The following is a 26485-nucleotide window of genomic DNA, read 5'->3' on the forward strand; positions in this document are numbered from 1 at the left end:
TCTTCGCGTGTGATGGGAGCACAGCAAGTTCTCCAGCCCGTCTCCGAGCCGGGCGTCAAGAACGTCGAGTAAGCCCACGAGAGGCGGATTTACCCGTTTCACGCGCTTCTAAACAGCGAGCACCGTCGTGGTGCCCGGTTCGACCTCCGTGAAACCCGCGTCCCGCACGGCCACGACGTCGCCGCGGTGGATCAGCGAGTCCCACTCCGCGACGGACGGCGTCCGCACGGCACACCGGTAGTCCAGCTCCGCCCACGCCTTCAGCTCGACCGCGGAGAGGTGCGGCGCGAGCAGCATCGACGCGTGGCCGACCTGGGCCGCGAGCTTGCCGGCGGACATCTCGACACGAGGGTTCACGTACAGCAGCCGCGCGCCCTCGGGCACGGGCCCCGGCTCGTCGGCAGGCAGGTCGGAGCCGGAGATCTGCAGCTTGGCGACCTCCCGCGGCGTCTCGGACACCAGCACGGGCAGCAGCGAACGGACCGACGCGCCGTCGACCGTCACGGTCACCCCTGGCAGCTCCTGCACGGCGTCCCACTGCACGCCACGGGCCCGCCGCGACACCTTGCGGATCCGCCCGGCCACCCACGCCCGCACGGCCTCGTGCCACTCGCCGTCGACGTCGGCGCGCGGGTCGAGGCACACCGCGACCGCCGACGCGGCCGCGGCCTCCAGCAAGGCCGTCCGGGACGGCGGGTCCACGCGTTCGATGCGCAGCACCATCGGCATCGCTCGGACTTCGGACTCCTCCGCGTAGTTCCGGGAGGCGATCAGATCGAGGATCATCACAGCCGGATCTGCTCCAGGCCGTCCGCGGCGTCCGCGGCCTCCACCTCGGCCCGCGTCACGCCGAGGATGAACAGCACCGCGTCCAGGAACGGGTGCGACAGCGCCGTGTCGGCCACCTCGCGCAGCGCGGGCTTGGCGTTGAACGCGATGCCGAGGCCCGCCGCGTTCAGCATGTCGATGTCGTTCGCGCCGTCACCGACCGCCACGCACTGCGCCAGCGACACACCGACCTCGTCGGCGAACCGGCGCAGCGCCACGGCCTTGCCCGGCCGGTCGACGATCTCGCCGACGACCTGCCCGGTCAGCTTGCCGTCCACGACCTCCAGCGTGTTCGCCGCGCAGAAGTCCAGCTGCAGCTCGTCCGCGAGACCCGTGATCACCGACGTGAACCCGCCGGACACCACACCGCAGTAGAAACCGAGCCGCTTCAGCGTCCGGATCGTCGTGCGCGCGCCGGCCGTGAGCTCCAGCGTGGACCCGACCTCCTCCAGCACCTTCTCGTCGAGGCCCTCCAGCAACGCCACCCGGCGCCGCAGCGACTCGGCGAAGTCGAGCTCGCCGCGCATCGCGGCCTCGGTGATCTCGCGCACCTGCTCCTCGCACCCGACGTGCGCGGCCAGCATCTCGATCACCTCGCCCTGGATGAGCGTGGAGTCGACGTCGAACACCACCAGGCGCTTGGCCCTGCGGGTCAGCCCGGCGCGTTCCACCGCGATGTCGAGACCCACCCTGACGGACACGTCGGCGAGCGCCGACCGCAGCGCGGCGTCGTTCTCCATCGTGTCGTCCGCGACCGAAACGCGCAGCTCGAGGCCCGTGACGGGGTAGTCGGCGACACCGCGGATCGCGTCGATGTTCACGCCGAGCGACGCCAGCCGGCGCGCGACCTCGGTGAACGCCTTCGCGGTCACGGGGCGGCCCAGCACGATCAGCACGTGCGAGGACTCCAGGCGCGCGGTGCGCTTCGAGTTCGCGCCGATCTCGATCTCCACGTGCATCGAGACGGTGGCCATGGCCTGCTCGACCGACTCCTGCAGACCCTCGGGGTCGTGGTCGGTCGAGACCAGCGCGCCGAGCACCAGCCTGCCCCTGATCACGACCTGCTCCACGTCGAGCACCTCGACGCCGTGCCGTGTCAGCACGGCGAACAGCACCGAGGAGACGCCGGGCTTGTCGGGGCCGGTCACGGTGATGAGCACGGGCGTTTTCACGTCGTCGTCTCCTCGTCAGACGCGAAGAGCCCCGACCGCGCGAAGCAGCCGGGGCTCATCGTTGAACCTGTTACTGGCAGGTTACTTGTCGTGCTCCGAATCGTCCTTCTCGGAGGCAGTGCCCGACTTGATGGCGGATGCAGCCATCTCGGACAGCGCGGGTGCCGCCTTCTCGTGCGGGATGGTCTTGCCGGTGAAGGTCACGTGACCCTCGTTCCGGATCCGCTCGATCATGTGCGGGTAGTGCAGCTCGAACGCCGGGCGCTCCGAACGGATCCGGGGCAGCTCGGTGAAGTTGTGCCGCGGCGGCGGGGACGAGGTGGCCCACTCGAGCGAGTTGCCGTAGCCCCACGGGTCGTCCGCCGTGACGACCTCACCGAAGCGGTAGCTCCGGAAGACGTTCCAGATGAACGGCAGCGTCGACGCGCCCAGGATGTAGGCGCCGATCGTCGAGATCATGTTCAGCGTCGTGAAGCCGTCGGACGCGAGGTAGTCGGCGTACCGGCGCGGCATGCCCTCGTTGCCCAGCCAGTGCTGCACGAGGAACGTCGCGTGGAAGCCGAGGAACGTCGTCCAGAAGTGCAGCTTGCCGAGCGGCTCGTCCATGAAGCGGCCGGTGATCTTCGGGAACCAGAAGTAGATGCCGGCGAAGGTCGCGAACACGATCGTGCCGTAGAGCACGTAGTGGAAGTGCGCGACGACGAAGTACGTGTCGGACACGTGGAAGTCGATCGCGGGCGCGGCCAGCAGGATGCCGGACAGACCACCGAAGAGGAACGTGACGATGAAGCCGATGCTGAACAGCATGGGCGTCTCGAACGTCAGCTGCCCCTTCCACATCGTGCCGATCCAGTTGAAGAACTTCACACCGGTCGGGACCGCGATGAGGAACGTCATGAAGGCGAAGAACGGCAGCAGCACGGCGCCGGTCGCGTACATGTGGTGCGCCCACACGGCGACGGACAGGGCCGCGATGCCGAGCGTCGCGTAGACCAGGCCGTTGTAACCGAAGATCGGCTTGCGGCTGAACACCGGGAAGATCTCCGACACGATGCCGAAGAACGGCAAGGCGACGATGTAGACCTCCGGGTGCCCGAAGAACCAGAAGAGGTGCTGCCACAGGATCACGCCGCCGTTGGCGGGGTCGAACACGTGAGCACCGAGGTGCCGGTCCGCCAGCAGGCCCAGCAGGGCCGCGGTCAGGATCGGGAACGCGAGCAGCACCAGCACCGACGTCACCAGGATGTTCCAGGTGAAGATCGGCATCCGGAACATCGTCATGCCGGGCGCGCGCAGGCAGACCACGGTGGTGATCATGTTCACCGCGCCGAGGATGGTGCCGAGACCACCGACCACCAGGCCGGAGATCCAGAGGTCGGCACCCGCGCCGGGCGAGTGGATGGCGCTCGACAGCGGCGTGTACGCGAACCAGCCGAAGTCAGCCGCGCCACCGGGGGTGACGAAGCCCGCCATCACGATCAGGCCACCGAAGAGGTAGAGCCAGTACGAGAAGGCGTTGAGCCGCGGGAACGCCACGTCGGGCGAGCCGATCTGCAGCGGGAGCACGAAGTTCGCGAAGCCGAAGACGATCGGCGTCGCGTAGAGCAGCAGCATCACGGTGCCGTGCATCGTGAAGAGCTGGTTGAACTGCTCCTGGCTCAGGAACTGCATGCCGGGACGGGCCAGCTCGGTCCGCATCAGCATGGCCATCGCGCCGCCGACCATGAAGAAGGCGAACGAGGTGACCAGGTACATGATGCCGATTTGCTTGTGGTCCGTGGTGCGGAACATCCGCAGCAGGAAGGACCCCTTGACCGCAGTGCGCGTCGGGTAAGGACGCGTTGCGATCGGCTGCGGGGCTACGGCCGTCACGGTACCTCCAGGCCTTGGTGGGACCAGTAGTTCGGGAAACTCCCCGGATATTAGACGGAGCCGATCAGCTCCATTCGGGTGGGCCATGGCCGGTGGCCAGCGGCGTAGCGCACGTCACACGTATCCTGCCGCCGTGCTTCGATTGCTCGCTGTCGCTTCCGTCCTGTTGCTGGCCGCCTGTGGCTCTCCGGCCACGCACAACTCCGCGGACGTCACGTTCGCCCAGGGGATGGTGCCGCACCACGAGCAGGCGCTGGAGATGTCCGGGCTCGTCGCGTCCCGCACGGAGAACCCCCGGGTGATCGACCTGGCCAAGCGCATCGCGGACGCCCAGAAGCCCGAGATCGACCGCATGAACGGCTGGCTGCGCACCTGGAACGCGCCGGTGCAGGCCTCCTCGCACACCTCGCACGGCCACCCCGAGAACCACGGCATGGTCGACCTGGGCGACCTCGCCGACCTGGACGGCACGGAGTTCGACCGCCAGTGGCTGTCGCTGATGATCCAGCACCACAGGGGCGCCGTGGAGATGGCGCAGAAGCACCTGGGGGCCGGCACCGACCCGGAGACCCGCAAGCTCGCCCAGGACGTCGTCAGCCACCAGGAGAAGGAGATCGCGGAAATGGAGTCGCTCCTCCCCCAGGGCTGATGCCAGCCTTCGTGCCGTGAGCGCTCTAGCAGCCGCCGTGTCTCTCGCGGCCTCGCACGGCGTGGCCTGTTCCGACCCTGTCGTGCTCAAACACGGCAGCAACGTCCTCGTGCACCTGCGCCCAGCCCCGGTCGTAGCCCGAATCGCCGCACGCACGGCCCTGGTGCGGCCTTCCGTCTCGGACCACTTCGCCCGCGACCTGTCGGTGTCGTCGTTCCTGGCCTCACGCGGCGTGCCCGTCGTGACGCCCTCTGCGGAGCTTCCCGCCGGGCCTCATGTGTGCGACGGCTTCGTGCTCTCGTTCAGCACGTACGTCCCGCACGACCCCACGGCGCGACTGTCCAGGCAGGACGTCCTCAAGCTCCTGCCGGACCTGCACGCCGAACTGAGGCTCTACGAGGGCCGTCTGCCCACACGCGGCCCGCTGGACGACGTGGACAACGTCCTGACGTACCTGGACGGCCTGGGCGTGCCCGACCTGGCCAGGTTCCGGCAGTGGCGCGACGACCTGCTGGCCGGCTGGCCCGCACACGACAACGACGTCCAGCCGCTGCACGGCGACCCACACCCCGGCAACGTGCTGGTGACGCCGTCAGGCCCGGTCTGGAACGACTTCGAGGACACCTGGCGCGGCCCGCGCGCCTGGGACCTGGCCTGCTCCGCGGACAAAGAAGAAGCCGCCCAACGCACCGTAGACATCTACGGCGGCGGGGCGGCTCCTTCAGACGTGGAGTTCCACGCGGAGACACGACGCATGTTCGGCACGCTCTGGGGCGTGCTCATGCAGTGGTCTTAGACGCGACGCCTGCGCATCACGAGCACCAGCGCGGCACCAGCGGCCACGAGCGCGGCACCAAGGCCGAGCATCCAGGCGGACCCGAACCCGGTGGCGGCGAGGTCGTCCTCGTTCGCGACCGGCACGAACGCGGGCGTGGTGGTCGTGGTGGGCGCGACCTCGGAGGACGACGCCCCGGTGGTCGTCGTGGTGGTGCTGGAAGTCGAGCTCGGCGTCGACGAGTGGGTGACCGTCGAAGTCGTCGTGGTGGTGGTCGTCGTCGTGGTCGTGGTGGTGGTCGTCGTGTCCTCGACGCCACAGCCGTACCAGTGGCTGATGTCCGAGCCGTTCCCGTTGTCCTTGAGCGGCGCGCGCAGCTCCGTCCACGGCAGCGGGCCCAGCTTGTCGGCGAGGTACACGTTGAACACGGGGCCACCCTTGACGACGATGCCCGTGACCTTGAGGTCCGTTTTCACCCCGGTGATGTTCAGGCGCAACTGGTTGTCGCCACCCGTGTACTCGAACAGGTTCGGGTGGATCGTGACCCCGGTCAGCCCACCGACGGTGCAGGCCTCGGGGTGGTTGATGTCGACGTTCTTGAGGTACGCCGTAGCACGCGGGTCGTCGGTGACCGGCGCGTCCGGCTGAGCCAGCGACGTGGTCGCCAGGGCGAGCGTGGCCACAGCGGCCATGGCGGCCGAGGCGAGCAGGCCGGATCTTCTCAGAGGCGTCAGACGCATCGGGTTACTCCGTGGGGGTTGGCGGATGCGGCGATCTAAGACGATCGACGTCCCCCGAACGGCCTAGATGACGATCAACTTCGTCCTTGTGGCCGATTCGTTACCCGTCCGTGAAGTGGCATCCCCAAACGACCAAACGCCGAAGGGGCCGGAATACCGGCCCCCTTCGGCGTTCGTTCCGCAGGCGTCAGTCGTTCTGCGCGACCTCGGACGGGCGCAGGTAGACGGTGGCACCGCCGTTGGGCATGTGCCGGAAGAAGTCGACCTGGCTCACGGGCTGGCCAACCACTGGTCCCGCGCCCTGGGGGAGGTTCGGGGTGCGCGCGCCCTGCATCGGCGGCGTCACGGGGAGGCGGACTGGCTGGTTCGGGGTCACGTAATCGATCCTTGCTCTTGCTCTTGCTCGCAATGGGACAGGTCATCGATCAGCTCGATCAAAAATGATTGCCGCAAGGACTCCAGCACGGCGGAGAGACGCCGGATCGCGACGCCTTCGGTCACGCGCCAGTCCTCGGTAGCCGCGGCCAGCAGGGAGGCGCAGTCGATCGTCGCGCCTTCCACTCGAAGCTGGGACATGACCCAGCTCGAGTCCGCATCGAGCCAAAAGATGTCAAGTGGACGGGTTGCCTTGGTCACGACCACTCGTCCCGACGCCGCACGGGCGTACCTCACCCCGGGTACGAGCGCCAGGTGACGTGGCGGTTCCGCTCCGTCGTGCGCTGCCGCGCCACCGCTCTCGGCCCGCGTCTCGTCATGATCCGCCGGAACGCCGAGCAGGGCGCGCAACAGCCATCGTGCGTCAGTGTGCAGATCGCTCTCGTGGTCGAGGAGCCAGCGGCCGATCTCAGCCGCCCTGTCGTGTGCCTTGGGCAGCAACGAGACCGGGCCGAGCTCCTGGGTTCCGCACGCGCGGTAGAACTGGGCGAGTGCCGTGTAGGCATGCCACGCCGCGAACGTCTGCTCCAGCGGCCACATTACCTTCGACCAGGAATTGACGAAATGCTCCGCTCGCTCCGCCCGTTCGCCGTCGAGGAACTCGCGGGTCACGGCGAAGTCGAAGAACTTGAGGTGGGAGCACTCGTGCACCAGCGCCTCGGCGATCTCGATCGCCGAGGCGGGTTCGTCGATGAGGACGAGACCGGGCAGGTAGCGCGTCGACGCGGACACGACACCCCCTGAGGTCTCCGCCTTCAGCACCGCGAAGAGCGTCAGGTGCGCGAGGAGGTCGTCAGACATCTCCGGCGCCAACCGGCGGAACAGCCGCACGGCTTCGGCCACGAGCGCGAGAGCCGCGGCGAAGCGGTCCCCGTCGGCTTCGGTCAGCACCTGGGGACGGGAGCCGGCCGGCGCGATGATCCGCAGTGCGGTGGCGAGCTTGTCGCTGGCCGCGGGGTCGGACACGACCGCGACGCCGGCGGCGTCACGCACGTCGAGCCGGGCCGCGTCGAGCAGCGTGTCCGTCGTCAGGTCGTCGTCGTGTCCCGCGAGGGCGCGTCCCAGCTCGTAGCGGACCACGGGATGGTCCAGCAGCTTGTCGGACAACCGCGCGTCCGGCGTGAAAATCTCGCCGGCGAGCCGGTAGAGCGCGCGCCGCTCGTCCACCAGCACACCAGCGGGCGCGATGGCCGCATGCATCGCATGCGTGCTCGCGACAGTCGGCACGGCCGAACCAATCACCAACACAACCCTAGAAACGCGCCACGGACGCCCAATGAGATCGGGGCACCACCGCGCGAACGGTGCCGCCCCACAAGCGCGTGAGCGTAGCGGCACGGAGCGTGTCTGTGATAGCCGACACCCGGAAAAAAGGCAGATGCCCGTGCCACCTGGGCGTACCAGGCAGCACGGGCGTCTGTCCCCCTCCCCCGGCATCAGCCGAACATGATGCTGGTGACGTTCACGAATCCGACAACGGCGAGCGTGAAGATCGAAACGGCGATCATCGTGAGCACGGTGCGCCACCCGATCGCGGTGACGGCGACGGCGACGGCGGCAGCGATTCCTAATGCACTCCCTGCAGACATTGGTCTTCCTCCCGACTAGGCGAGTACGTGCTCCCGGGTGTGGGCGACCCCAGGCGTATCGCCATGCCAAAAGTCTGCCGGGTTGTAGGTTGTCTGTCAACGGTCGACGGGTTGACAGACAAGTTGCAACCAGACCGCCAGAGGCCTAAGCTGGATCAATGCCCGCCGACGACGTCCATCTCGGCGAGAGCTGGTCGCTCTCGCCCGATTCGCGACGGCCCCTCCCGGAACTCATCGAGCAGAAGCTCCGGGAGTTGATCATCGGCAAGACGTTCAAGGAGGGCGATCGCCTCCCCACCGAGCCCGTGCTCGCCGACAAGCTGGACGTCGCGCGGTCGTCGCTGCGCACGGCGTTGCAGCGCCTGCAGCTGCAGGGCATCGTGGAGGTCCGCCGCGGGCTGGGCTGGTACGTGCGCCGCAGCGATCTCGCGGCGGTCGACGAGCACCTCGAGGGAAAGCTCGCCGCCAGGCAGTTCTCCCCGACCGATCTGCTGGAAACGCGGATCTCCCTGGAGACCACGGCCGCAGCTCTCGCCGCCATCCGCGCGGGCGACGGCGAGCTGGACGAGCTGGCGAAGCTGAGCCGCCGCTACCAGCGCGCGACCGTCGAGGACACCCAGGAGGTGCTGGACTCGGACGAGGAGTTCCACCTGGCACTGGTCCGCGCGTCGCACAACGAACTGCTGGTGCAGATGTACCAGGCACTCGTTCCGGGTCTGCGGGACTGCAAACGGCACGCGCAGCCGTCACGCGAGGTGCACAACAGGTCGGCGAACGACCACGAGCAGGTCGTCTGGTTCCTGCGCAGGCGCGACCCGGACGGCGTCAAGAGCACGCTGGCCACGCATCTGCTCGGGCTGTACAACGACCTCGCGACCGACGTGTCCCACGATCGGGCGACGCTGAACACGTTCGTGGGCCACGACGAGCCCATGTGGCAGCAGACCGAGCGACGCCGCTGATACGGCGTCCGCCGAAAGGCCCTGGCGCTGGTCCCGCATCACTCCCACCATGTATGACAGTCGGTGGAGCGAGGGGGCGGGCGACGAGTGGTGACGGCACAACCCCGCAGGCGCTGGCGGGCCGTCGCCATCGCCGCCGGCTTCCTGGTCGTCGCCACAGCTGATCTGGCCGCTGTGCTGCTGTGGCACCCGTCCTCCCCCGTGGGCGCACTGCTGCACCAGGTGCTGTTCGTGGCGTGGCCGTTGCCCCTGCTCATCGCTCTGGTGCTCGGCGGCTACGAACTCTTCCTGCACCGCCGCCTGGTCACGGAGCTCGGCGTGATCTCCGGGCCGAGCATCCTCGCGCACCTGTTGCCGAGCGAGGTGCTGAGAACGTTCCTGTCGTCGGTCTACGGCGCCAACGAGGCGAACCAGGACGTCGTGTCCGGCCTTCTGGGCGGCGAGGGGGTGAACCCGCGCGGTGGTGATCTCACGATCAGCACGAACACGACGGTGAAACTGGAGCTGGAGGGCATCGACACCAGGGCCTACCACCTGATCACCACACAGAGCTACCAGTTCCGCCACAACGTCCCGGTCGACCGCTTCGTGCTCTTCGTGACCAGCAGCGTCCTCCTCCGCGACACGATCAGCGCGGCCTGCCGGTACCCGTTGTTCGAGCTCTACTTCGTGCCCGACCAGTCGCAGTTCCTCGACTCGGTCGACGACATGCTGCACTCGACCCAGATCGCGATCGACTACATCGACCACGACAACAACCGGCGGTCAGCCGAGCCGAGCCAGATCCCTCCGGTGGAGGTGCGGTTCGGCGAGTGGGTCAACTACCTCACGTTCTTCCGCGAGGCGATGGGCGCGCTGCCGAAGCTGAGCCCGCACGCCCACGCGGGCGACCTCCGCATCTTCGAGTGCGACCTGAGCGACATCGCGGACGACCACGTGGTGCGGGCGATCTGCGGGCTGACGATCAACTCGCGCACGGTCCAGAGCACCGCCGACGGCTTCTGCTACTGGCAGTCGCCCTACCCGTCCTACGTGGAACGGATCACGTTCGACGTACGCCGGTTGGCCGTGGACCACGCACCCGAGCAGGAGTTCAGCGTCATGCCGTTCACGTTCCGCTCGAACACGCTGCCGGCGCAGTGGCTGAGCGCGGAGGACCTGAGCGACCTCCCGGTTCGTTCGTGGGTGCTGCCCGGCCACGGCATAGCGCTGCTCTGGCGCGAGGCGCGCGACTGAGCCGTCAGTCCTCCGGCGACACGAAGACCGTGCCTCCGTTCGGAGCGCTGCGGAACCAGTCGACCTGGCTGACCGGCTGACTGTCCGGACGGCGCTGCTCGGGCAGCGGAGGCAGCGGAGGAACTGCGGGCGCCGGCACGACCGGGCTGTGCTCAGGGGTCATCGAGGTCTCCTCCGTGGTCGAGGCGGCAGTTCGAGGGTAAGTCCGCGCATGCCTTCAAAGCTTCGACCGGGCGGGTGAGGGCGAAAGGCCCTGGAGCGGCGCACGGGACGCGTGAAGCCGTGGTTCGGCGAGCGCCTGCCGAGCGGGTGAGCATGCCTTGCAAACGGACGCAAGAAATTGCGTACACTTGCGACATGACGCAACGGAGGCTGGCCGAGGTCGCGGCCAAGGTCGGGGTCAGCGAGGCCACCGTCAGCCGGGTGCTGAACGGCAAGCCGGGCGTCTCCGACGCCACGCGGAGTGCTGTTCTCACCGCGCTTGACGTGCTGGGTTACGAAAGGCCGACGCAGCTGCGGGGGGAACGGGCCCGGCTGGTCGGGCTGGTGTTGCCCGAGTTGCAGAACCCGATCTTCCCTGCGTTCGCGGACGTGGTCGGCAACGCGCTCGCGCAAAGGGGCTTCACGCCTGTTCTCTGCACGAGGACGGCCGGCGGGGTGACTGAGGCGGAGTACTTGGAGCTGCTGCTGGAGCAGCATGTCAGCGGCATTGTGTTCGCTGGCGGGCTGTACGCGCAGAAGGATGCCAGTCACGGTCATTACCAGCAGATGATGTCTCGCAAGTTGCCTACGGTGCTGGTCAACGCCGCTATAGACGATCTTGCGTTTCCTCGGGTGTCGTGTGATGACGCGGTGGCGATCGAGCAGGCGTACGGGCATCTGACGTCGCTGGGGCACCGGCGGATCGGGGCCGTGCTCGGGCCGCCGGACCACGTGCCGAGCCTGCGCAAGCAGCAGGCGATCGACAAGTGCGGTGGGGCTGATGTCGAGCACGCGATGTTCAGCCTGGAGGGCGGGCAGGCCGCTGCGACCAAGCTCGTGCAGCGTGGGGTTACGGCGATCATCTGCGCCAGCGACCCCCTGGCGCTCGGTGCGATCAGGGCTGTGCGGCGTGCTGGGCTGGACGTGCCCAAGGACGTGTCGATCATCGGGTACGACGATTCCGCCTTCATGACCTGCACTGATCCGCCGCTGACCACTGTTCGGCAGCCCATCGAGGCGATGGGGCGGGCTGCTGTCGAGCTGCTGGCCAACCAGATCTCCGGCAACGCGGTGGCGCCGGACGAGTTGCTGTTCGAGCCCGAGTTGGTGGTGCGGGCTTCCAGTGCGCCGGTGAGGTGACGGGCGCAGTCGTCTTCTTGCGAGTTTTCGTCTGGATATTGCGTTCAGATGTAACGGCACCTTATGGTCGCCGTCACATCGACGCGCTCGCGAGAAGGGCGGCCCCACCATGAAGAAGTCCGCTGCCGTGCTGATTGGCGGTGTCCTGGCCCTAAGCTCAGTCGGCTGTGGGAGCGGTTCCACGACTGAGCCCGGCGGCAAGGTGCAGATCAACATCAACGGTCAGCCGCCTCAGACCCAGGCGTTCGACCGCAAGGTCTTCGACGAGGACGTCGCGGAGTTCGAGACAGCGAACCCCGACATCGACCTCGTGCCGCACGAGGGGTTCATGGACCCGAAGACGTTCAGCGCCAAGCTCGCCGGTGGCCAGCTTGAGGACGTCTTCTACGTCTACTTCACCGACCCCGCGGCGCTCATCGCCCGCAAGCAGGCCGCCGACCTGACGGACTACGTCAAGGACGTGCCGCACTACGGCGACCTGAAGCAGGAGCTCAAGGACGTCTTCACGGTCGGCGGCAAGGTCTACGGCCTGCCCACCGCCAACTACACGATGGGCCTGCTCTACAGCCGCGCCAACTTCACCAAGGCCGGACTGGACCCCGACTCACCACCGAAGACGTGGGACGAGGTGCGCTCCGCGGCCAAGAAGCTCAAGGACGCCGGCGTCACCGGGTTCGCCGAGTACAGCAAGAGCAACCAGGGCGGCTGGCACTTCACCACGTGGATGAAGTCCGTCGGCGGTGACGTCGCCCGCAAGGACGGCGACACCTACAAGGCCGACTTCAACAACGACAAGGGCAAGGAAGTCCTGCGCAGGCTCAAGGAGATGCGCTGGGACGACAACTCCATGGGCGAGAAGCAGCTCCTGGAGATCGGCGACGTGCAGAACATGATGGGCGCCGGGCAGCTCGGCATGTACCTGGCCGCGCCGGACAACGTCGCCGCGATCGTCAACCAGTTCAAGGGCAAGTACGACGACTACGGCCTGGCCGCGATCCCGGAGCAGAAGGGCACCCTGCTCGGCGGCGAGGGTTACATGATCAACCCGAAGGCGACGCCGGAGAAGATCAAGGCGGGCCTGAAGTGGATCCAGTGGAAGTACCTGAACCCGGACCGGCTCGAAGGCAACCTGCAGAAGTACAAGGACCGCGGTCAGCCCGTCGGCCTGCCGATCCCGCCGATCGCCGACATCTGGACCGGTGAGCCGCGCAAGAAGCAGGAAGAGCTGAAGGCCAAGTACGCCACCATGCCGGTGAAGAACTTCCAGGCCTATGTGGACGGTTCCGAGAAGACCAAGGGCTCGCTCGAACCGCCTCAGGCGCAGCAGGTCTACGCCATCCTCGACAGCGTGGTGCAGGCGACCCTGACGAACTCCGACGCCGACCACTCGGCACTGCTGAAGGACGCGGAGACCAAGGTCAACGCCGTTCTGGCGCAGGTGAAGTGAGTGCGGCGCCACGTCACCGCGTACGGCTTCCTGAGTGCCGCGCTGGTCGTCTTCGCGGTGTTCTCCTGGTACCCCATCGTGCGCGGGGTGGTCCTGAGCTTCCAGCAGGTCAACTTCGTCACGAGTCCCGACTGGGTGGGCTGGGAGAACTTCGAGCGACTCTTCGCGGACCCGCTGTTCGGGGTGGCGTGGCGCAACACCTTGTACTTCACGCTGCTGGCACTGGTCCTCGGTTTCGGCGTCCCGTTCCTGACCGCCGTGGTGCTCAACGAGCTGCGGCACGCCAAGGGCTACTTCCGCCTGCTGGTCTACCTGCCGGTGATGTTGCCTCCGGTGGTGACGGCCCTGCTGTGGAAGTGGTTCTACGACCCGGGACCGGGGCTGTTCAACTCCGTCCTCAGAGGACTCGGGCTGCCGACGTCGCAGTGGCTCGACTCCGCGGACACGAGCATGATCAGCCTCGTCCTGGTGATCACCTGGGCGAACATGGGCTCGGCGACGCTGATCTACCTGGCCGCGCTGCAGACCATCCCCGGTGAGCTGTACGAGGCCGCCGACCTGGACGGCGCGGGGATCGTCAAGAAGGTCTGGCACATCACGATCCCGCAGACCAAGTTCGTGATCCTGATGCTGTTGCTGCTGCAGGTCGTCGCGACGATGCAGATCTTCACCGAGCCGTTCATCATGACCGGCGGCGGCCCGGAGGAGTCCACGGTCACCGTGCTGCTCCTGCTGTACCGGTACGCCTTCTACTACAACGACTTCGGCACCGCGAGCGCGCTGAGCCTGATCCTCTTCGCGGTGCTGGGCGTCTTCTCCTTCCTCTACCTCAAGATCACCAAGAAGGCCGACGCATGAGGACTCTCACCAGGGGAACGGGCCCGGCGTACTGGATCGTCCTGGCGGGCACGCTGGTGCTGTTCACGGCGGCGTTCCTGCTCCCGCTGGTCTGGGTGCTGCTCGGCGCGTTCAAACCGCCGGCGGAACTGGCCCAGCAACCGCCGACGATCCTGCCGCAGACGTGGGAACCGGGTGCGTACGTCGACGCCTGGAACTACATGGAGCTCGGCAAGTTCTTCGTCAACACGCTCATCGTCGCGATCGGCGCGTGGGCGGTGCAGATGGCCGTGATCGTCCCCGCGGCCTACGCGCTGTCCAAGCTCCGACCGATCTTCGGCAACGTGGTCATGGGCCTGATGCTGGCGACGCTGATGTTGCCCTCGACGGCCGTGCTGGTCCCGGTCTACCTCACGCTCACCGACCTCGGCCTGCTCAACAACCCGGCGGGCATCTGGTTGCCGGCCGCGGCGAACGCGCTGAACGTGTACCTGCTCAAGCGGTTCTTCGACCAGATCCCGGAAGAGCTCCTCGAAGCGGCCAGGATCGACGGCGCGGGCACGTGGACGACCCTCGTCCGCATCGTGCTGCCGATCTCACGCCCCATCCTCGCCGTCGTCTCGATCTTCGCGGTCGTGGCGGCGTGGAAGGACTTCATCTGGCCGCTGCTCGTGTTCCCCGATCCGGCGAAGCAGACGCTCAGCGTCGCGCTTCAGCGCTTCGCTCCGGACACCCCGATCAACCTCCTGCTCGCGGGCCTCGTGCTGGCGAGCCTGCCGATGGTGGCGCTGTTCCTGGCGTTCCAGCGGCACATCCTCGCGGGGCTCACCGCGGGCGGCGTAAAAGGCTGAAAGGACACCAGATGAGTTGGTGGCGCAACGCTTCCATCTACCAGGTCTACCTGCGCAGCTTCGCGGACGGCAACGGTGACGGCATCGGCGACCTGGCCGGCCTCCGCGCCAAGCTCCAGCACATCGCGAGCCTCGGCTTCGACGCGATCTGGCTCAACCCGTGGTACCCGAGCCCGCTCGCGGACGGCGGCTACGACGTGGCGGACTACCGCGACATCGAGCCGGTCTTCGGATCGCTCGCCGACGCCGAGAAGCTCATCGCGGACGCGCACGGCCTGGGCATCCGGATCATCATCGACCTCGTCCCGAACCACAGCAGCGACCAGCACCCGTGGTTCAAGGACGGCCTGTGGGACCGCTTCCACGTCCGCGACGGCGAGGAGATCCCGAACGACTGGCAGTCGCGCTTCGGCGGCCCGGCGTGGAGCAAGCTCGACGACGGACGCTGGTACCTGCACCTCTACGCCGCCGAGCAGCCGGACTTCAACTGGGAGAACCCGGTCGTCCACGACGAGTTCGAGGACATCCTCCGGTTCTGGCTCGACCGCGGCGTCGACGGCTTCCGCATCGACGTGGCCGACGGCCTGGTCAAGGACTTCAGCAAGCCCGACGCGGACCTCCCCTACTCCGACCAGGACGGCGTGCACGAGATCTACCGCCGGTGGCGGCAGATCGTGGACGAGTACGACGGCGACCGCATCCTCGTCGGCGAGATGTGGCTGCCCGACCCGGTCAGGTTCGCCCGGTACCTCCGCCGGGACGAGATGCACAGCGCGTTCAACTTCGACTTCCTGTGCTGCCCGTGGAACGCCGGCGAGCTGCGCAAGGTCGTCGACAGCACGCTGGCCGCGCACGAACCCGTTGGCGCGCCACCGACCTGGGTGCTCTCCAACCACGACGTCACCAGGCACGTGACCCGCTACGGCCGCGAGAAGACGGGGTTCTCCTTCGCGGACAGGCAGCACGGCGCCCCGACCGACTTCGAGCTGGGCACCCGCCGCGCCCGTGCGGCGATCATGCTCACCGCGGCACTGCCCGGCGGTGTCTACGTCTACCAGGGCGAGGAACTGGGCCTCTGGGAGGTCGAGGACCTGCCGGACGAGCTGCGCGAGGACCCGGTGTGGCACCGCTCCGGCTTCACCGACCGGGGCCGCGACGGCTGCCGCGTGCCACTGCCCTGGTCCGCGGACGACGGCCCGAGCTGGTTGCCGCAGCCCGAGAGCTGGCAGAAGTTCTCGGTCGCGGTCCAGTCGGACGACCCCGAGTCGATGCTCGCCCTGTACCGCCAGGTGTTCGCGCAACGCCGCGGCATCGACGGCGACCTGCAGTGGCTCGACCTGGGCGAGGACGTGCTGGCGTTCCAGCGCGGCGACCACACCTGCGTCGTCAACCTGTCGGACCGGGCGGTCGATCTGCCGGGCGTGCCAACGTTGTCAAGCATTCCGCTCACCCACGGCCAGCTGCCGCCGGACGCCGCGGCCTGGCTGAAGTAGACGGGGGCCGGGGGTGGCCACGAGCCACCCCCGGGCTTCACCTCGTCGCGTACGGCGAGTCGTCGGCCTTCGCGGCCTCGGTCGGCAGGTTCTTCGCGATGCCGATCGCGGTGGTGTCCACGATGGCGTCGGCCGCAGCCTTCGGCATGATGGCCTGCAGCCCCGTCTTGCACTTCTCCAGGATCTCGAAGATCTTGTTGACGACCTTCGACAGGTTCCGGATCGTCGTGATGACGTTGTTGAGCCACTTGGAGACCTTGTCGGCCCACTTCATGATCAGTCGGATGCCGTCCGCGATGATGCCCGGAGTCGCGAGCCCGACCGTGAGCAACGCGGCCGCCGCCCAGCGGATCAGCGCCTGCACGAGCTCGCTCATCGCCATCGAGATCAGGTCACGGACGATCGTGCGCACGGTGGCAACGGCCACGCCCGCGCCGGTCAGCGCGGCACCTACGCCTTCAGCGGCAAGGCCCGCGGCCTTCACACCGGTCGCCTCGGCCTTCGCCACCGCGGTGTAGGCGTCGATCGCGGCACCCCGCCACGCGCTGGTGTCCGCCTCGACCATGCGAGCCATGTCCTCGCCGGCCTTCTTGAGGTGATCACCGACGTTGCCCCAGGTGGCGGCGTTCTGGTTGATCACACCGGGGTTACCGGCGAGCGAGTCCAGCATCGACTTCAACGGCTCGACGTGCTCGATGAACCACGCGAACGCCGACGACAGCAGCGTGCCGAACGGGTCGGCGAGGAAACCCAGAGCGTCGATGCCCGCGCCCAGGACGTTGATGCCCGCCTCGGCCCAGTCGCCGCGCTGGACAGCGGAGACCGCGTCCGCCGCCGGCTCGACCAGGTTGAGACCGGCGAGTGCGCCCGGAGCGTCAGGCGCCTTGGCCACCAACGGGTTCGGTGCGGTCATGACGTCAGCTCCCCGAGCTTCTCGACGATCTTCCTGAAGTTGCCGCCGAGCTTCTGGTCGACGTCGTCGTACACGTCAGCCATCCCGTTGACACCGTCCACTGTGGCGTCGACGACGCCGTGCGCGGTGTTCACGGCGCCGGTGCCGGCGGCCTCGATGGTGCCCATGATCGGCTCCAGCAAGGGGCTGCAGAGGATGCCGTACGCGTTGGCTCCGTTGATCTGCGCTTGCCCGATGGCCTGCTGCGCCATCGCGATCTGCCTCACGATGCCGTCGAGCCGTTTGGCGTGCTCCCGCATCGCCTGCGTCTGGACGTTGAACCCACCAGCGGTCACGGTGATCACCAACCCTTGTCGTCGCGGGCGAAGTTGTGCCCGCCGAAGTCGTCGTCGTCAGAAGGGCCCGTGGGACGCGGAGGCGTGGGGTTCTCGGGCGGGGGTTCCGGGAAGCGCTCGTGGTAGCCGCCCATCAGCGCGTCCATGGTCGCGGAGTCGTCGCCGATGATCGGCGCCATGACCTCCTGCATCCGGGACGCGATCTGCGCCTGAGCGGTCCGCATCGCACCGAGGATTTCGGCCGACAGCTGCGCGGGCTGCTTGCGCAACGCCGCGTCGGTCAGGTCCAGCGCCGAGACGACTCCGTTCTGGTCGACCGTGACGGACACCGACCCGTCAGAGGAACGCTGGGTCACCTTGACCGCGTTCGCGACCTGCTTCATCTCATCGGCTTGCCGAAGCTTCGTCTGGATCTGCTCGTTCCACTGACGCATCATCACGTCGGGATCAGCTGCTGCCGGATTCATCTAGTAGTCCCTCTCCTGTGCCTTCTTGCGACGGGATGCCGCCGTGCCCAGAACGGCCAGCGCCCCGATTCCACCGATCCCCAGCCCTCCGAGCACCGCACCGATGCCCAGCACCACGCTCGGCTCGAAATCAGCGCGGTACACCGGCGGGTTGTCTGGTCCGTTGCGGACCTCTCCCTCACCCCGCTGCACCACGGGCACCTCGGCGCCCTTGTCGGACGGGGTGAGCTGGCCCGGTTCGGCCGTCACCCGCGCCTGCCTGCCGCTCTCCCACACGACGTCGGCCTGGCAGGTCCACCAGGTGCCGTAGCCGCGAATGCTGACCGGCCCCTGGCTCGTGCAGTCGGACACGCGTGCGACACCCCGGTCCGCAACGGCCGTGGTACCCGCGGCGGGCGCGAACTTCGTGAAGCCCGTCAGTCCCAGCAGGACACCGGCACCCAAGATCACCAGGGCGAACAGTCCAGCGACCCACTTCATGCGTCTCGTCCCCTCGTAGGCCCCTGTTCGACTTCGTTCCGTTCCGCCCGGTTCCACCGAATTCACCAACGACTTGGAGGCCATCCGGGCACGCGGTAGCGGCAGTTCGGGCGTGCCCATTCTGGTCGACCTGCGTGAACGAGCTGTCACACACGGCGAACCGGGCGAAAATCGGGCAGGATCTCACCCAGTTGTGGCACCCACCACAATGTTTCGAGGGTGTTTCATCTATGCACGGCCCGAACGGGCAACCCAGTAGCCGAGTGGGCAGGTGACATGCGAGCCGAGGAACGCAAGCGGCGCATCCTGGCCAGGGCCCGCGCCGACGGCCGCGTCGACGTGGTGGAGATGGCGCAGGAACTGCGCGTCGCGCCCGAGACGGTCAGGCGCGACCTCCGCGTGCTCGACGAGCACGGCCTGGTGCGACGCACGCACGGTGGCGGTGTGCCGGTCGAGAGCGCCGGCTTCGAGACGGGGCTCCGGTTCCGCGCCGGGTCGCACGTCCCGGAGAAGCGGCGCATCGCGAAGGCGGCCGCCGAACGCCTCGACGACGCCGAGACCGTGTTCATCGACGAGGGTTACACGCCGCAACTCGTCGCGGAGGCGTTGCCCACCACCAACCCGCTCACGATCATCACCGCGTCGCTGCCGACCGCGGCGGCGATGTCCGAGCACCCGTCGTGCACCGTCCTGCTGCTGGGCGGCCGCGTCAGGGGCCACACACTGGCCACTGTGGACCACTGGACCACCCGGATGCTCGGCGAGATGGTCATCGACCTCGCCTACATCGGTGCGAACGGCATCTCCCGCGAGCACGGCCTGACCACGCCCGACCCGGCGGTCGGCGCGGTGAAGGCCAAGGCGCTCAGCGCTTCCCGGCGGAAGATCTTCGTCGGGACGCACACGAAGTTCGGCGTCTCCAGCTTCCACCGGTTCGCCGAGGTCTCCGATCTGGAGGCGGTCGTCACCGACAGCGGCCTCACCGCGCACGAGGCCCACCGCTACACCCTCCTAGGCCCCAAGGTCATCCGTGCTTGATCATCTTGGGCACTGACCGCCCTCACGATCCGGGTGCGACATCCCCCTTCTTCAGCGCGCCCAAAAACCCTTGAAAGGAACCGACGATGTCGTCGATTCGCACACTCGGAGCCGCTACCGCAGTGTTGCTGCTCGCGTCCGCCTGCTCGGGAGCCGGCGGCGGGGGCGGCGGTGAGAACTCGGTGAACGTCCTGATGGTGAACAACCCGCAGATGCAGGACCTGCAGAAGCTCACCGCGGACAACTTCACCAAGGACACCGGCATCAAGGTGAACTTCACCGTGCTGCCCGAGAACGACGTCCGCGACAAGATCAGCCAGGACTTCTCCAGCCAGGCCGGGCAGTACGACGTCGCGACGATCTCCAACTACGAGACACCGATGTTCGCCAAGAACGGCTGGCTCGCGCCGATGGACGACTTCGTGTCCAAGGACAGCGGCTTCGACCAGGCCGACATCCTGGAGCCGATCAGGCAGTCGCTGACCGCGGCGGACGGCAAGGTCTACGCGCAGCCGTTCTACGGCGAGTCGTCGTTCCTCATGTACCGCAAGGACATCTTCGAGGCCAAGGGCGTCACGCTGCCCGAGAAGCCGACCTGGCAGCAGGTCGCGGACGCTGCGGCGAAGGTCGCGACCCCCGAGGTGCGCGGCATCTGCCTGCGCGGCCAGCCGGGCTGGGGCCAGGTCATGGCGCCGCTCACGACGGTCGTGAACACCTTCGGCGGCACGTGGTTCACCAAGGACTGGCAGGCGCAGGTCAACGCGCCGGAGTTCAAGGAGGCCACCAAGTTCTACGTGGACCTGGTGCGCAACCACGGTGAGGCGGGCGCTCCGCAGGCCGGGTTCGCCGAGTGCCTCAACAACATGACGCAGGGCAAGGTCGCGATGTGGTACGACGCCACGGTCGCCGCCGGCCTGCTCGAGGCCGCCGACTCCCCCATCAAGGGCAAGCTCGGCTTCACCCAGGCGCCGGTCGTGAAGACCGACAGCTCCGGCTGGCTCTACACGTGGGCGTTCGGCATCCAGAAGGCGTCGAAGAAGCAGGACAACGCCTGGAAGTTCATCTCGTGGGCGTCCGGCAAGGGCTACGAGGAGCTCGTCGGCAAGAACCTCGGCTGGTCGAAGCTCCCCGACGGCAAGCGCTCGTCGACCTACCAGCGTCCCGAGTACAAGCAGTCCTCCGGCAGCTTCTCCGCGATGGCCGAGGCCGCGATCAAGGGTGCGAAGCCGCTCAACCCCGGTGTGCAGGAGCGCCCGGCTCCCGGCATCCAGTTCGTCGGCATCCCCGAGTTCACCGACCTCGGCACCCAGGTGTCGCAGCAGATCAGCTCGGCGATCGCGGGCGCGGTCACGGTGGACGACGCGCTGAACAACGGTCAGGGACTCGCCGAGAAGGTCGCCGCGAAGTACAAGGGGCAGTGACATGGCTGTCCTAGAGCGGGAGCGGCCGGTCGTGGACCGGCCGCCCCCTGCCCCCCGCAGGAACTACCCGAAGTGGGCGCGGCGGGCTCCTCTGCTGCCCGCGCTCATCTTCCTGATCATCGTGACGCAGCTGCCGTTCGTGGCGACGCTGGTCATCTCGTTCATGAAGTGGAACTCGCTCGACCCTGCCAACCGCGGGTTCGCCGGGTTCGACAACTACGTCAACGTCTTCACCGACCCCGACCTGCGTTCGTCGGTCGTCAACACGATCGTGCTCACGGCGTCGGTGGTGCTGATCAGCCTGGTCCTCGGGCTGGGCCTGGCGCTGCTGCTGGACAAGAAGTTCGCCGGCCGCGGGTTCGTGCGCACCATGCTCATCGCGCCGTTCCTCGTGGTCCCGGTGGCGGCGGCGCTGATCTGGAAGCACGTGCTCTACAACCCGGAGTACGGCCTGTTCAACGGAATCCTCAACTGGCTGGGCTTCGACGCCCAGCCGGACTGGATCTCCACCATGCCGATGAGCGCCGTCGTGCTGTCGCTGGTGTGGCAGTGGACGCCGTTCATGATGCTGATCCTGCTGGCGGGCCTGCAGTCCAAGCCCATCGAACCCGTCGAGGCGGCCACGATCGACGGCGCGTCGTCGTTCCAGGTCTTCCGCTACCTGACGTTCCCGCACCTGCGCCAGTACCTGGAGCTCGGCGGGCTGCTCGGGTCGATCTACATCGTGCAGAACTTCGACGCGGTCTTCACGATCACGTCCGGTGGTCTGGGCACGGCGAACCTGCCGTACATGATCTACCAGACCTTCTACCAGGCCCACGAGTACGGCGAGGCCTCCGCGGCCGGCGTGATCGTGGTGGCGGGGTCGATCATCATCGCGACGTTCGCGCTGCGCACGGTGTCCTCGCTGTTCAAGGAGGAGAAGCGATGAACCGCATTTGGGGCGTGCTCGCCTGGTTCGCCGGAATCGTGTTCTTCGCGCCGGTGGCCTGGATGTTCCTGACCTCGCTGCACAGCGAATCGGACGCTGCCACGAACCCGCCGTCCATCGCGGCACCGCTGACGCTGGACGGCTACGCCGAGTTCTTCGACGCCGGCGCGTGGCCGCCGCTGATCAACTCGTTCAGCGCCTCGATCGGATCGACGATCATCGTGCTGCTGCTGGCGATCCCGGCCGCGTACGCGTTGTCGATCAAGCCGGTGGAGAAGTGGACGGACGTCCTGTTCTTCTTCCTCTCCACCAAGATGATGCCGGTCGTCGCGGCGCTGCTGCCGATCTACCTGATCGCGCAGTTCTCCGGGATGCTCGACAACATCTCGTTCCTCACGCTGCTGTACTGCTCGATGAACCTGCCGATCGCGGTGTGGCTCATGCGCTCGTTCCTGGCCGAGGTCCCCAAGGAGATCCTCGAGGCGGCCTCGATCGACGGCGCCGGGCTGGTCACGACCCTGCGCCGGGTGGTGGCGCCGATCGCGATGCCGGGCATCGCGGCGACGGCGTTGATCTGCTTCATCTTCAGCTGGAACGAGCTGCTCTTCGCACGGGTGCTGACCGGTGTCGTCGCCGGTACCGCGCCCGTGTACCTGACCGGGTTCGTCACGTCGCAGGGCCTCTTCCTGGCCAAGGTCTGCGCCGCGGCGGTCGTGGTCTCTCTGCCGGTGCTCATCGCCGGGTTCGCCGCTCAGGACAAGCTCGTCCAGGGCCTTTCGTTGGGAGCAGTCAAGTGAAAGCAGCAGTGATCACCGGCGTCGGATCCGTCGAAGTGACCACTGTGGACGATCCGAAGTGCGGTCCCCGCGAAGTGGTCGTCGACGTGGCCGCCTGTGGCCTTTGCGGTACGGACCTGCACATCCTGCAGGGCGAGTTCGCGCCCACCCTGCCGGTCGTGCCGGGCCACGAGTTCGCGGGCACCATCGTCGAGATCGGGTCGCAGGTCAACGAGCTCTCCGTGGGTGACCGGGTCGCTGTCGACCCGTCGCTCTACTGCCACGAGTGCCGCATGTGCCGCTCGGGCAAGAACAACCTCTGCGAGCGCTGGGCGGCCATCGGCGTCACGACGGCCGGTGGTGCGGCGGAGTTCGCGGTGGCCCCCGTGGCGAACTGCGTGAAGCTGCCGGACCACGTGCGGACCGAGGACGCGGCGCTGATCGAGCCGTTGTCGTGCGCGGTGCGCGGCTACGACGTGCTGCGGTCGCAGATGGCGTCCCGGGTGCTGATCTACGGCTCGGGCACGATGGGCCTGATGATGCTGCAGCTCGGCAAGCTGACCGGCGCGTCGTCGATCGAGGTCGTGGACCTCAACGAGGAACGCCTGAAGACCGCGGTCCAGCTCGGCGTCACGGGCGTGGCGTCCTCCGCGGACGAACTGGACCGGCCGCAGGGCTGGGACGTCGTCATCGACGCCACCGGCAACGAGAAGGCCATCCAGGACGGTCTGGGCCGGGTCGCGAAGGGAGGCACGTTCCTCCAGTTCGGAGTCTCGGACTACTCGGCCCGCGTGACCATCGAGCCGTACAAGATCTACAACCAGGAGATCACCATCACCGGCTCGATGGCGGTGCTGCACTCGTTCGAACGGGCGGCGGACCTGTTCGCGACCGGGGTGCTGGACCCCGAGGTCTTCATCAGTGACAGGGTGCCGCTGGACGGTTACGCCGGGGCGTTGGACCAGTTCAAGGCCGGTGTCGGCCGCAAGATCCAGGTTCTTCCGTGATCTAGCCGGAAAAAGTTCGGGGAAGTTCGTGGGCACTCGTGTATCCAGACGGGTGCCCACGACTCCTTCCAGGCATGTCGAAGTCCGGGCAGAAAGTAACGCCGCCGTACTTTTCGCACATGTCCGACGAAGAGCTCCTCGCCTGGTACGCGGAGCTCCAGGTGCGCGCGATGAACGCGCCACCTGAGGACGTCGATTTCGATCACACCCACAAGGCCGCCCAGCCCAGGACCGTGGAAGAGCTGCGCCACCGGATCATGACCTTCCAGGGCTGGCCCGGAGGTCTCTCCACGATGGACTCCGGTTCACCGTTCCACAACCTGTGGCACTGGCTCAGCGACTGACGCGGCGCGAGGTCACCCTCGCCCGTGTCATCGGCGCGTTGGTGGCCGCCTGTGTGCTCTTCGCCGTCGTGCACACAGCGGTCACCGGCGCCGTCTCGCATCCGCGGAACTGGCTGGTCGCGTTCGCCTGCACCCTGCTCGGGGTGCGGGTGATCGGCCACGTCCGCAGGTCGTCCGTCGGGTGGTTGCTGCTGGTGATGGGCGTGTTCGGCGCCGTCGCCATCGCGGTCGCGGGTCAGTCCGCCGACCACCCCGCCCGATGGGTCGAGGCGTGGGTCTGGTGGCCCACGTACGCGCTGTTGCCCGCTGTGGCACTGGTCTTCCCCAACGGCAGGCCGCTGAGCAACCGCTGGTGGATCGCCATCGGCGCGTCGCTGTTCAGTGCCGTGGCCGGCACCATCGGGATCGCCTGGGCGTCGTGGGGCGATCCCGCCTCGTACTGGCAGAGCGGTGGTGACGGGGTCGCGAAGACGATCACGCTGATCGCCGTGCTCGCCGCCGGGGTCTCCGTGCTCGCGGCCGTGGTGTCGCTGGCCCTGCGGTGGCGGAGGGCCGAAGGGGACGAACGCCGCCTGCTCGTGTGGGCGTTCGCGCTGCTGACGCTGGCCGGCGTGGCGACCGTGGTGGAGACGACGGACGGGCACATCGCGTGGATCGTCGGTGTGCTGGCGTTCCCGGCCGCCGCGGTCATCGCGATCCTGCGGTACGGCCTGTACGACATCAGCCTGCTGATCCACCGGTCGTTGCTCTACGGCTCGCTGACCGTGGTGCTGCTGCTGGTCTACCTCGGCGTGATGGTCGGGGCGGGTCAGCTGTTCGCGAAGGACGCCGAGGTGATCGGCGTCGTGGCCGCGGGGCTGGTGTTCGCGCCGATCCGCAGCTGGGTGCAGCGCAAGCTCGACCGCTGGCTCTACGGCGAGCGCTCCGATCCTTATGCGACGTTGTCCACGTTGAGCGAGAAGCTCGAACAGTCGCAGGACGTGCTTGCGACGGTGGCGCAGACGGTCGCCGAGTCGTTGAAGCTGCCGTACGTGGCGATTCGCGGCGGGTCGGTGCTGGCCGAGCACGGGCGCAGCCGCGGGTGGCCGCAGCTGCGCTTCCCCATGACGTACCGGGGTTCCTCGGTCGGCGATCTCGTGGTCGAGCCGCGTGCACCGGACGAGCGGCTGAGCGATCGCGAACTGAGCCTGCTCGTCGACCTCGCCCGGTCCACCGCCCCGGCCGCGCAGTCGATCAAGCTGACCGCCGATCTGCAGCTCGCCCGTGAACGGCTGGTGCGCGCCCGCGAGGAGGAACGGCTGCGGCTGCGGCGCGACCTGCACGACGGCGTGGGACCGGCGCTGGTCGGGATCCGGTTGCAGCTCAAGGCGTTGCGCCGCTCGCTGGGCGACGTGCTGGACCCGGTGCTGGCCGACGTCGACACGACCGCCGTCGAGGTGCGCAGCCTCGTGGACGGGCTGCGGCCGCCGATCCTCGACCAGGGCCTGGCGCTGGCCGTGCGCGACGAGGCCGCCCGCTTCGGCGGTGACCTGCGCGTCGAGGTGCGAGCCGAGCAGATCGACGGGCTGTCCGCCGCGGTCGAGGTCGCGGCCTACCGGATCGTCGCGGAGGCTTTGACCAACACCTCGCGCCACTCCGGAGCGTCGACCTGCGTGATCACCGTGCGGGCCGACGGCGACCTGGTCGTGGAGATCGTCGACGACGGCCGCGGCGTCGCGGCCGGTGCCAAACCGGGTGTGGGGCTCGATTCGATGCGGGAACGCTGCGCGGAGCTGGGTGGATCGTGCACAGTGGGACCCGCGGAACCACACGGGACTCGGGTGGTGGCGCGGATCCCGTTGGAGGCCCAGTGACGCGGGTTGTGATCGCAGACGACCACCCGGTGTTCCGGCGCGGCCTGAAGGCGTTGCTGGACGGCGAGGACGGTCTCGAGGTCGTCGGTGACGCCGCCGACGGGCAGGAGGCCGTGCAGGTCGTCCTCGACCTCGCGCCGGACGTCGTCGTGATGGACCTGCACATGCCCGTCATGGGCGGTGTCGAGGCCGCGAAGCAGATCCAGGAGGCCCTGCCGCACGTCGGTGTCCTCGTGCTGACGATGCACGAGGACGACGAACTGGTGTTCGCGGCGATGAAGGCCGGCGCGCGCGGCTACCTGGTCAAGACGACGGACGACGACGAGATCGTGCGCGCGGTGCAGGCGATAGGAGCCGGCGAGGCGATCTTCAGCGCCACCATCGCCCAGCGGATGATGGGTTACTTCACCGCGATCTCGTCGTCCAAGGCAGTGCTGTTCCCACAGCTCACGGACCGTGAACGGGACGTGCTGGAGCTGATGGCGTCAGGCCTGGACAACCCGTCGATCGCGCACCGGCTGACGCTGTCGGGCAAGACCGTCCGCAACCGGGTCTCCGCGATCTTCACCAAGCTGCAGGTGGCCGACCGCGCACAGGCCATCGTGCGGGCCCGTGAGGCCGGGCTGGGAAGTCCCTCCCAGATGGGGACACAGGTCACCTGACGACGGGACAGGTCCCTGGATTGGATCGGCG

29 protein-coding genes are annotated in these 26485 nt (G+C 67.9%); 17 read left to right on the forward strand and 12 right to left on the reverse strand.

From position 1 onward, the window contains the following. Positions 1-108: 108 nt before the first annotated feature. The 3 genes from DFR72_RS28570 to ctaD form a co-directional block, all read right to left on the reverse strand. Positions 109-786, reverse strand: coding sequence for a peptidyl-tRNA hydrolase (locus DFR72_RS28570; protein ID WP_090068624.1), 678 nt, complete (start codon positions 784-786; stop codon positions 109-111). Further along, positions 786-2000 carry a phosphoserine phosphatase SerB gene (serB, locus tag DFR72_RS28575; RefSeq protein WP_090068366.1) on the reverse strand — a complete coding sequence of 405 codons (1215 nt, stop codon included), beginning with the start codon at positions 1998-2000 and terminating at the stop codon, positions 786-788. The genes DFR72_RS28570 and serB overlap by 1 nt, the downstream gene beginning before the upstream one ends. Positions 2001-2081: 81 nt before the next feature. Next, positions 2082-3872 carry an aa3-type cytochrome oxidase subunit I gene (gene ctaD, locus DFR72_RS28580; protein ID WP_090068364.1) on the reverse strand — a complete coding sequence of 597 codons (1791 nt, stop codon included), beginning with the start codon at positions 3870-3872 and terminating at the stop codon, positions 2082-2084. A gap of 133 nt (positions 3873-4005) precedes the next feature. On the opposite strand from ctaD, the gene DFR72_RS28585 reads away from it, so the two are divergent. Together DFR72_RS28585 and DFR72_RS28590 are read left to right on the forward strand one after the other, a co-directional pair. Beyond that, positions 4006-4521 (forward strand): DUF305 domain-containing protein, encoded by a 516-nt coding sequence (locus DFR72_RS28585; protein ID WP_211335560.1) that lies wholly within the window; start codon positions 4006-4008, stop codon positions 4519-4521. 16 nt (positions 4522-4537) lie between these two features. Then, positions 4538-5317 carry an aminoglycoside phosphotransferase family protein gene (locus DFR72_RS28590; RefSeq protein WP_090068360.1) on the forward strand — a complete coding sequence of 260 codons (780 nt, stop codon included), beginning with the start codon at positions 4538-4540 and terminating at the stop codon, positions 5315-5317. Here DFR72_RS28590 and DFR72_RS28595 read toward each other — a convergent pair. The 4 genes from DFR72_RS28595 to DFR72_RS45730 all read right to left on the reverse strand — a co-directional run bounded on the left by DFR72_RS28595 (position 5314) and on the right by DFR72_RS45730 (position 8060). After that, the gene (locus DFR72_RS28595) at positions 5314-6036 is read right to left on the reverse strand and encodes an LPXTG cell wall anchor domain-containing protein (RefSeq protein ID WP_143086829.1); all 723 of its coding nucleotides are present in this window, start codon (positions 6034-6036) and stop codon (positions 5314-5316) included. The two genes, DFR72_RS28590 and DFR72_RS28595, sit on opposite strands and share 4 nt — an antisense overlap. A 187-nt stretch (positions 6037-6223) precedes the next feature. Further along, on the reverse strand, positions 6224-6412 hold the full coding sequence (locus DFR72_RS45060; RefSeq protein WP_090068356.1) for a hypothetical protein: 189 nt from the start codon (positions 6410-6412) through the stop codon (positions 6224-6226). After that, positions 6409-7698 (reverse strand): aKG-HExxH-type peptide beta-hydroxylase, encoded by a 1290-nt coding sequence (locus tag DFR72_RS28600; RefSeq protein ID WP_177224603.1) that lies wholly within the window; start codon positions 7696-7698, stop codon positions 6409-6411. The genes DFR72_RS45060 and DFR72_RS28600 overlap by 4 nt, the downstream gene beginning before the upstream one ends. Before the next feature lie 209 nt (positions 7699-7907). Continuing rightward, a complete protein-coding gene (locus tag DFR72_RS45730; RefSeq protein ID WP_170176427.1) occupies positions 7908-8060 on the reverse strand; it encodes a hypothetical protein in 153 nt (50 codons plus the stop codon). Positions 8061-8218: 158 nt separating this feature from the next. Here DFR72_RS45730 and DFR72_RS28605 point away from each other — a divergent pair, with 158 nt between their 5' ends. Further along, positions 8219-9022 (forward strand): FadR/GntR family transcriptional regulator, encoded by an 804-nt coding sequence (locus tag DFR72_RS28605; RefSeq protein WP_090068352.1) that lies wholly within the window; start codon positions 8219-8221, stop codon positions 9020-9022. Positions 9023-9112: 90 nt separating this feature from the next. Beyond that, positions 9113-10258 (forward strand): hypothetical protein, encoded by a 1146-nt coding sequence (locus DFR72_RS28610; protein WP_245983596.1) that lies wholly within the window; start codon positions 9113-9115, stop codon positions 10256-10258. A gap of 4 nt (positions 10259-10262) precedes the next feature. On the opposite strand, the gene DFR72_RS45735 is transcribed toward DFR72_RS28610, so the two are convergent. After that, positions 10263-10421, reverse strand: a complete 159-nt coding sequence (locus DFR72_RS45735; protein WP_170176428.1) for a hypothetical protein — start codon at positions 10419-10421, stop codon at positions 10263-10265. 194 nt (positions 10422-10615) lie between these two features. Between DFR72_RS45735 and DFR72_RS28615 the strand changes: the two genes are divergently transcribed. The 5 genes from DFR72_RS28615 (at position 10616) to DFR72_RS28635 (ending at position 16227) form a co-directional block, all read left to right on the forward strand. Then, the gene (locus DFR72_RS28615; protein WP_090068621.1) at positions 10616-11599 is read left to right on the forward strand and encodes a LacI family DNA-binding transcriptional regulator; all 984 of its coding nucleotides are present in this window, start codon (positions 10616-10618) and stop codon (positions 11597-11599) included. Positions 11600-11708: 109 nt separating this feature from the next. Next, positions 11709-13046: an ABC transporter substrate-binding protein gene (locus DFR72_RS28620; RefSeq protein WP_114773779.1), complete on the forward strand. Its 1338-nt coding sequence runs from the start codon at positions 11709-11711 to the stop codon at positions 13044-13046. Further along, a complete protein-coding gene (locus tag DFR72_RS28625; RefSeq protein WP_114773780.1) occupies positions 13047-13904 on the forward strand; it encodes a carbohydrate ABC transporter permease in 858 nt (285 codons plus the stop codon). Next, positions 13901-14734 carry a carbohydrate ABC transporter permease gene (locus tag DFR72_RS28630; RefSeq protein ID WP_090068349.1) on the forward strand — a complete coding sequence of 278 codons (834 nt, stop codon included), beginning with the start codon at positions 13901-13903 and terminating at the stop codon, positions 14732-14734. Before DFR72_RS28625 ends, DFR72_RS28630 begins: the two co-directional genes overlap by 4 nt. A gap of 11 nt (positions 14735-14745) precedes the next feature. Further along, complete coding sequence (locus tag DFR72_RS28635) at positions 14746-16227, forward strand: glycoside hydrolase family 13 protein (protein ID WP_090068347.1); 1482 nt, start codon at positions 14746-14748, stop codon at positions 16225-16227. A gap of 37 nt (positions 16228-16264) precedes the next feature. Here DFR72_RS28635 and DFR72_RS28640 read toward each other — a convergent pair whose 3' ends face one another. Genes DFR72_RS28640 through DFR72_RS28655 form a run of 4 tightly spaced genes read right to left on the reverse strand, consistent with a single transcriptional unit; the run spans position 16265 to position 18422 of the window. Next, positions 16265-17140 (reverse strand): WXG100 family type VII secretion target, encoded by an 876-nt coding sequence (locus DFR72_RS28640; RefSeq protein ID WP_090068345.1) that lies wholly within the window; start codon positions 17138-17140, stop codon positions 16265-16267. Next, positions 17137-17475, reverse strand: coding sequence for a type VII secretion target (locus tag DFR72_RS28645; RefSeq protein WP_245983597.1), 339 nt, complete (start codon positions 17473-17475; stop codon positions 17137-17139). The genes DFR72_RS28640 and DFR72_RS28645 overlap by 4 nt, the downstream gene beginning before the upstream one ends. A gap of 5 nt (positions 17476-17480) precedes the next feature. Further along, the gene (locus DFR72_RS28650; RefSeq protein WP_090068343.1) at positions 17481-17942 is read right to left on the reverse strand and encodes a YbaB/EbfC family nucleoid-associated protein; all 462 of its coding nucleotides are present in this window, start codon (positions 17940-17942) and stop codon (positions 17481-17483) included. After that, on the reverse strand, positions 17943-18422 hold the full coding sequence (locus DFR72_RS28655) for a DUF6346 domain-containing protein (protein WP_090068341.1): 480 nt from the start codon (positions 18420-18422) through the stop codon (positions 17943-17945). Positions 18423-18698: 276 nt separating this feature from the next. On the opposite strand from DFR72_RS28655, the gene DFR72_RS28660 reads away from it, so the two are divergent. From DFR72_RS28660 to DFR72_RS28695, 8 genes are all read left to right on the forward strand, one after another. Next, positions 18699-19460 carry a DeoR/GlpR family DNA-binding transcription regulator gene (locus DFR72_RS28660; protein ID WP_090068339.1) on the forward strand — a complete coding sequence of 254 codons (762 nt, stop codon included), beginning with the start codon at positions 18699-18701 and terminating at the stop codon, positions 19458-19460. An 86-nt stretch (positions 19461-19546) separates the two neighbouring features. Then, entirely contained in the window at positions 19547-20881 is a 1335-nt protein-coding gene (locus tag DFR72_RS28665) for an ABC transporter substrate-binding protein (RefSeq protein WP_090068338.1), read from the forward strand. Between the two features lies 1 nt (position 20882). Beyond that, entirely contained in the window at positions 20883-21812 is a 930-nt protein-coding gene (locus DFR72_RS28670; RefSeq protein ID WP_090068336.1) for a carbohydrate ABC transporter permease, read from the forward strand. Beyond that, positions 21809-22609: a carbohydrate ABC transporter permease gene (locus tag DFR72_RS28675; protein ID WP_090068334.1), complete on the forward strand. Its 801-nt coding sequence runs from the start codon at positions 21809-21811 to the stop codon at positions 22607-22609. The genes DFR72_RS28670 and DFR72_RS28675 overlap by 4 nt, the downstream gene beginning before the upstream one ends. After that, complete coding sequence (locus DFR72_RS28680; protein ID WP_090068332.1) at positions 22606-23595, forward strand: zinc-dependent alcohol dehydrogenase family protein; 990 nt, start codon at positions 22606-22608, stop codon at positions 23593-23595. The genes DFR72_RS28675 and DFR72_RS28680 overlap by 4 nt, the downstream gene beginning before the upstream one ends. A gap of 119 nt (positions 23596-23714) precedes the next feature. Beyond that, positions 23715-23939 carry a hypothetical protein gene (locus tag DFR72_RS28685; protein ID WP_090068330.1) on the forward strand — a complete coding sequence of 75 codons (225 nt, stop codon included), beginning with the start codon at positions 23715-23717 and terminating at the stop codon, positions 23937-23939. Beyond that, positions 23918-25792, forward strand: coding sequence for a sensor histidine kinase (locus tag DFR72_RS47160; protein ID WP_090068328.1), 1875 nt, complete (start codon positions 23918-23920; stop codon positions 25790-25792). Before DFR72_RS28685 ends, DFR72_RS47160 begins: the two co-directional genes overlap by 22 nt. Continuing rightward, positions 25789-26454 (forward strand): response regulator transcription factor, encoded by a 666-nt coding sequence (locus DFR72_RS28695; RefSeq protein WP_090068326.1) that lies wholly within the window; start codon positions 25789-25791, stop codon positions 26452-26454. The genes DFR72_RS47160 and DFR72_RS28695 overlap by 4 nt, the downstream gene beginning before the upstream one ends. The last annotated feature ends 31 nt before the right edge of the window (positions 26455-26485 follow it).

The sequence above is a fragment of the Lentzea flaviverrucosa genome (assembly GCF_003350445.1).
Taxonomy (GTDB): Bacteria; Actinomycetota; Actinomycetes; order Mycobacteriales; family Pseudonocardiaceae; genus Lentzea; species Lentzea californiensis.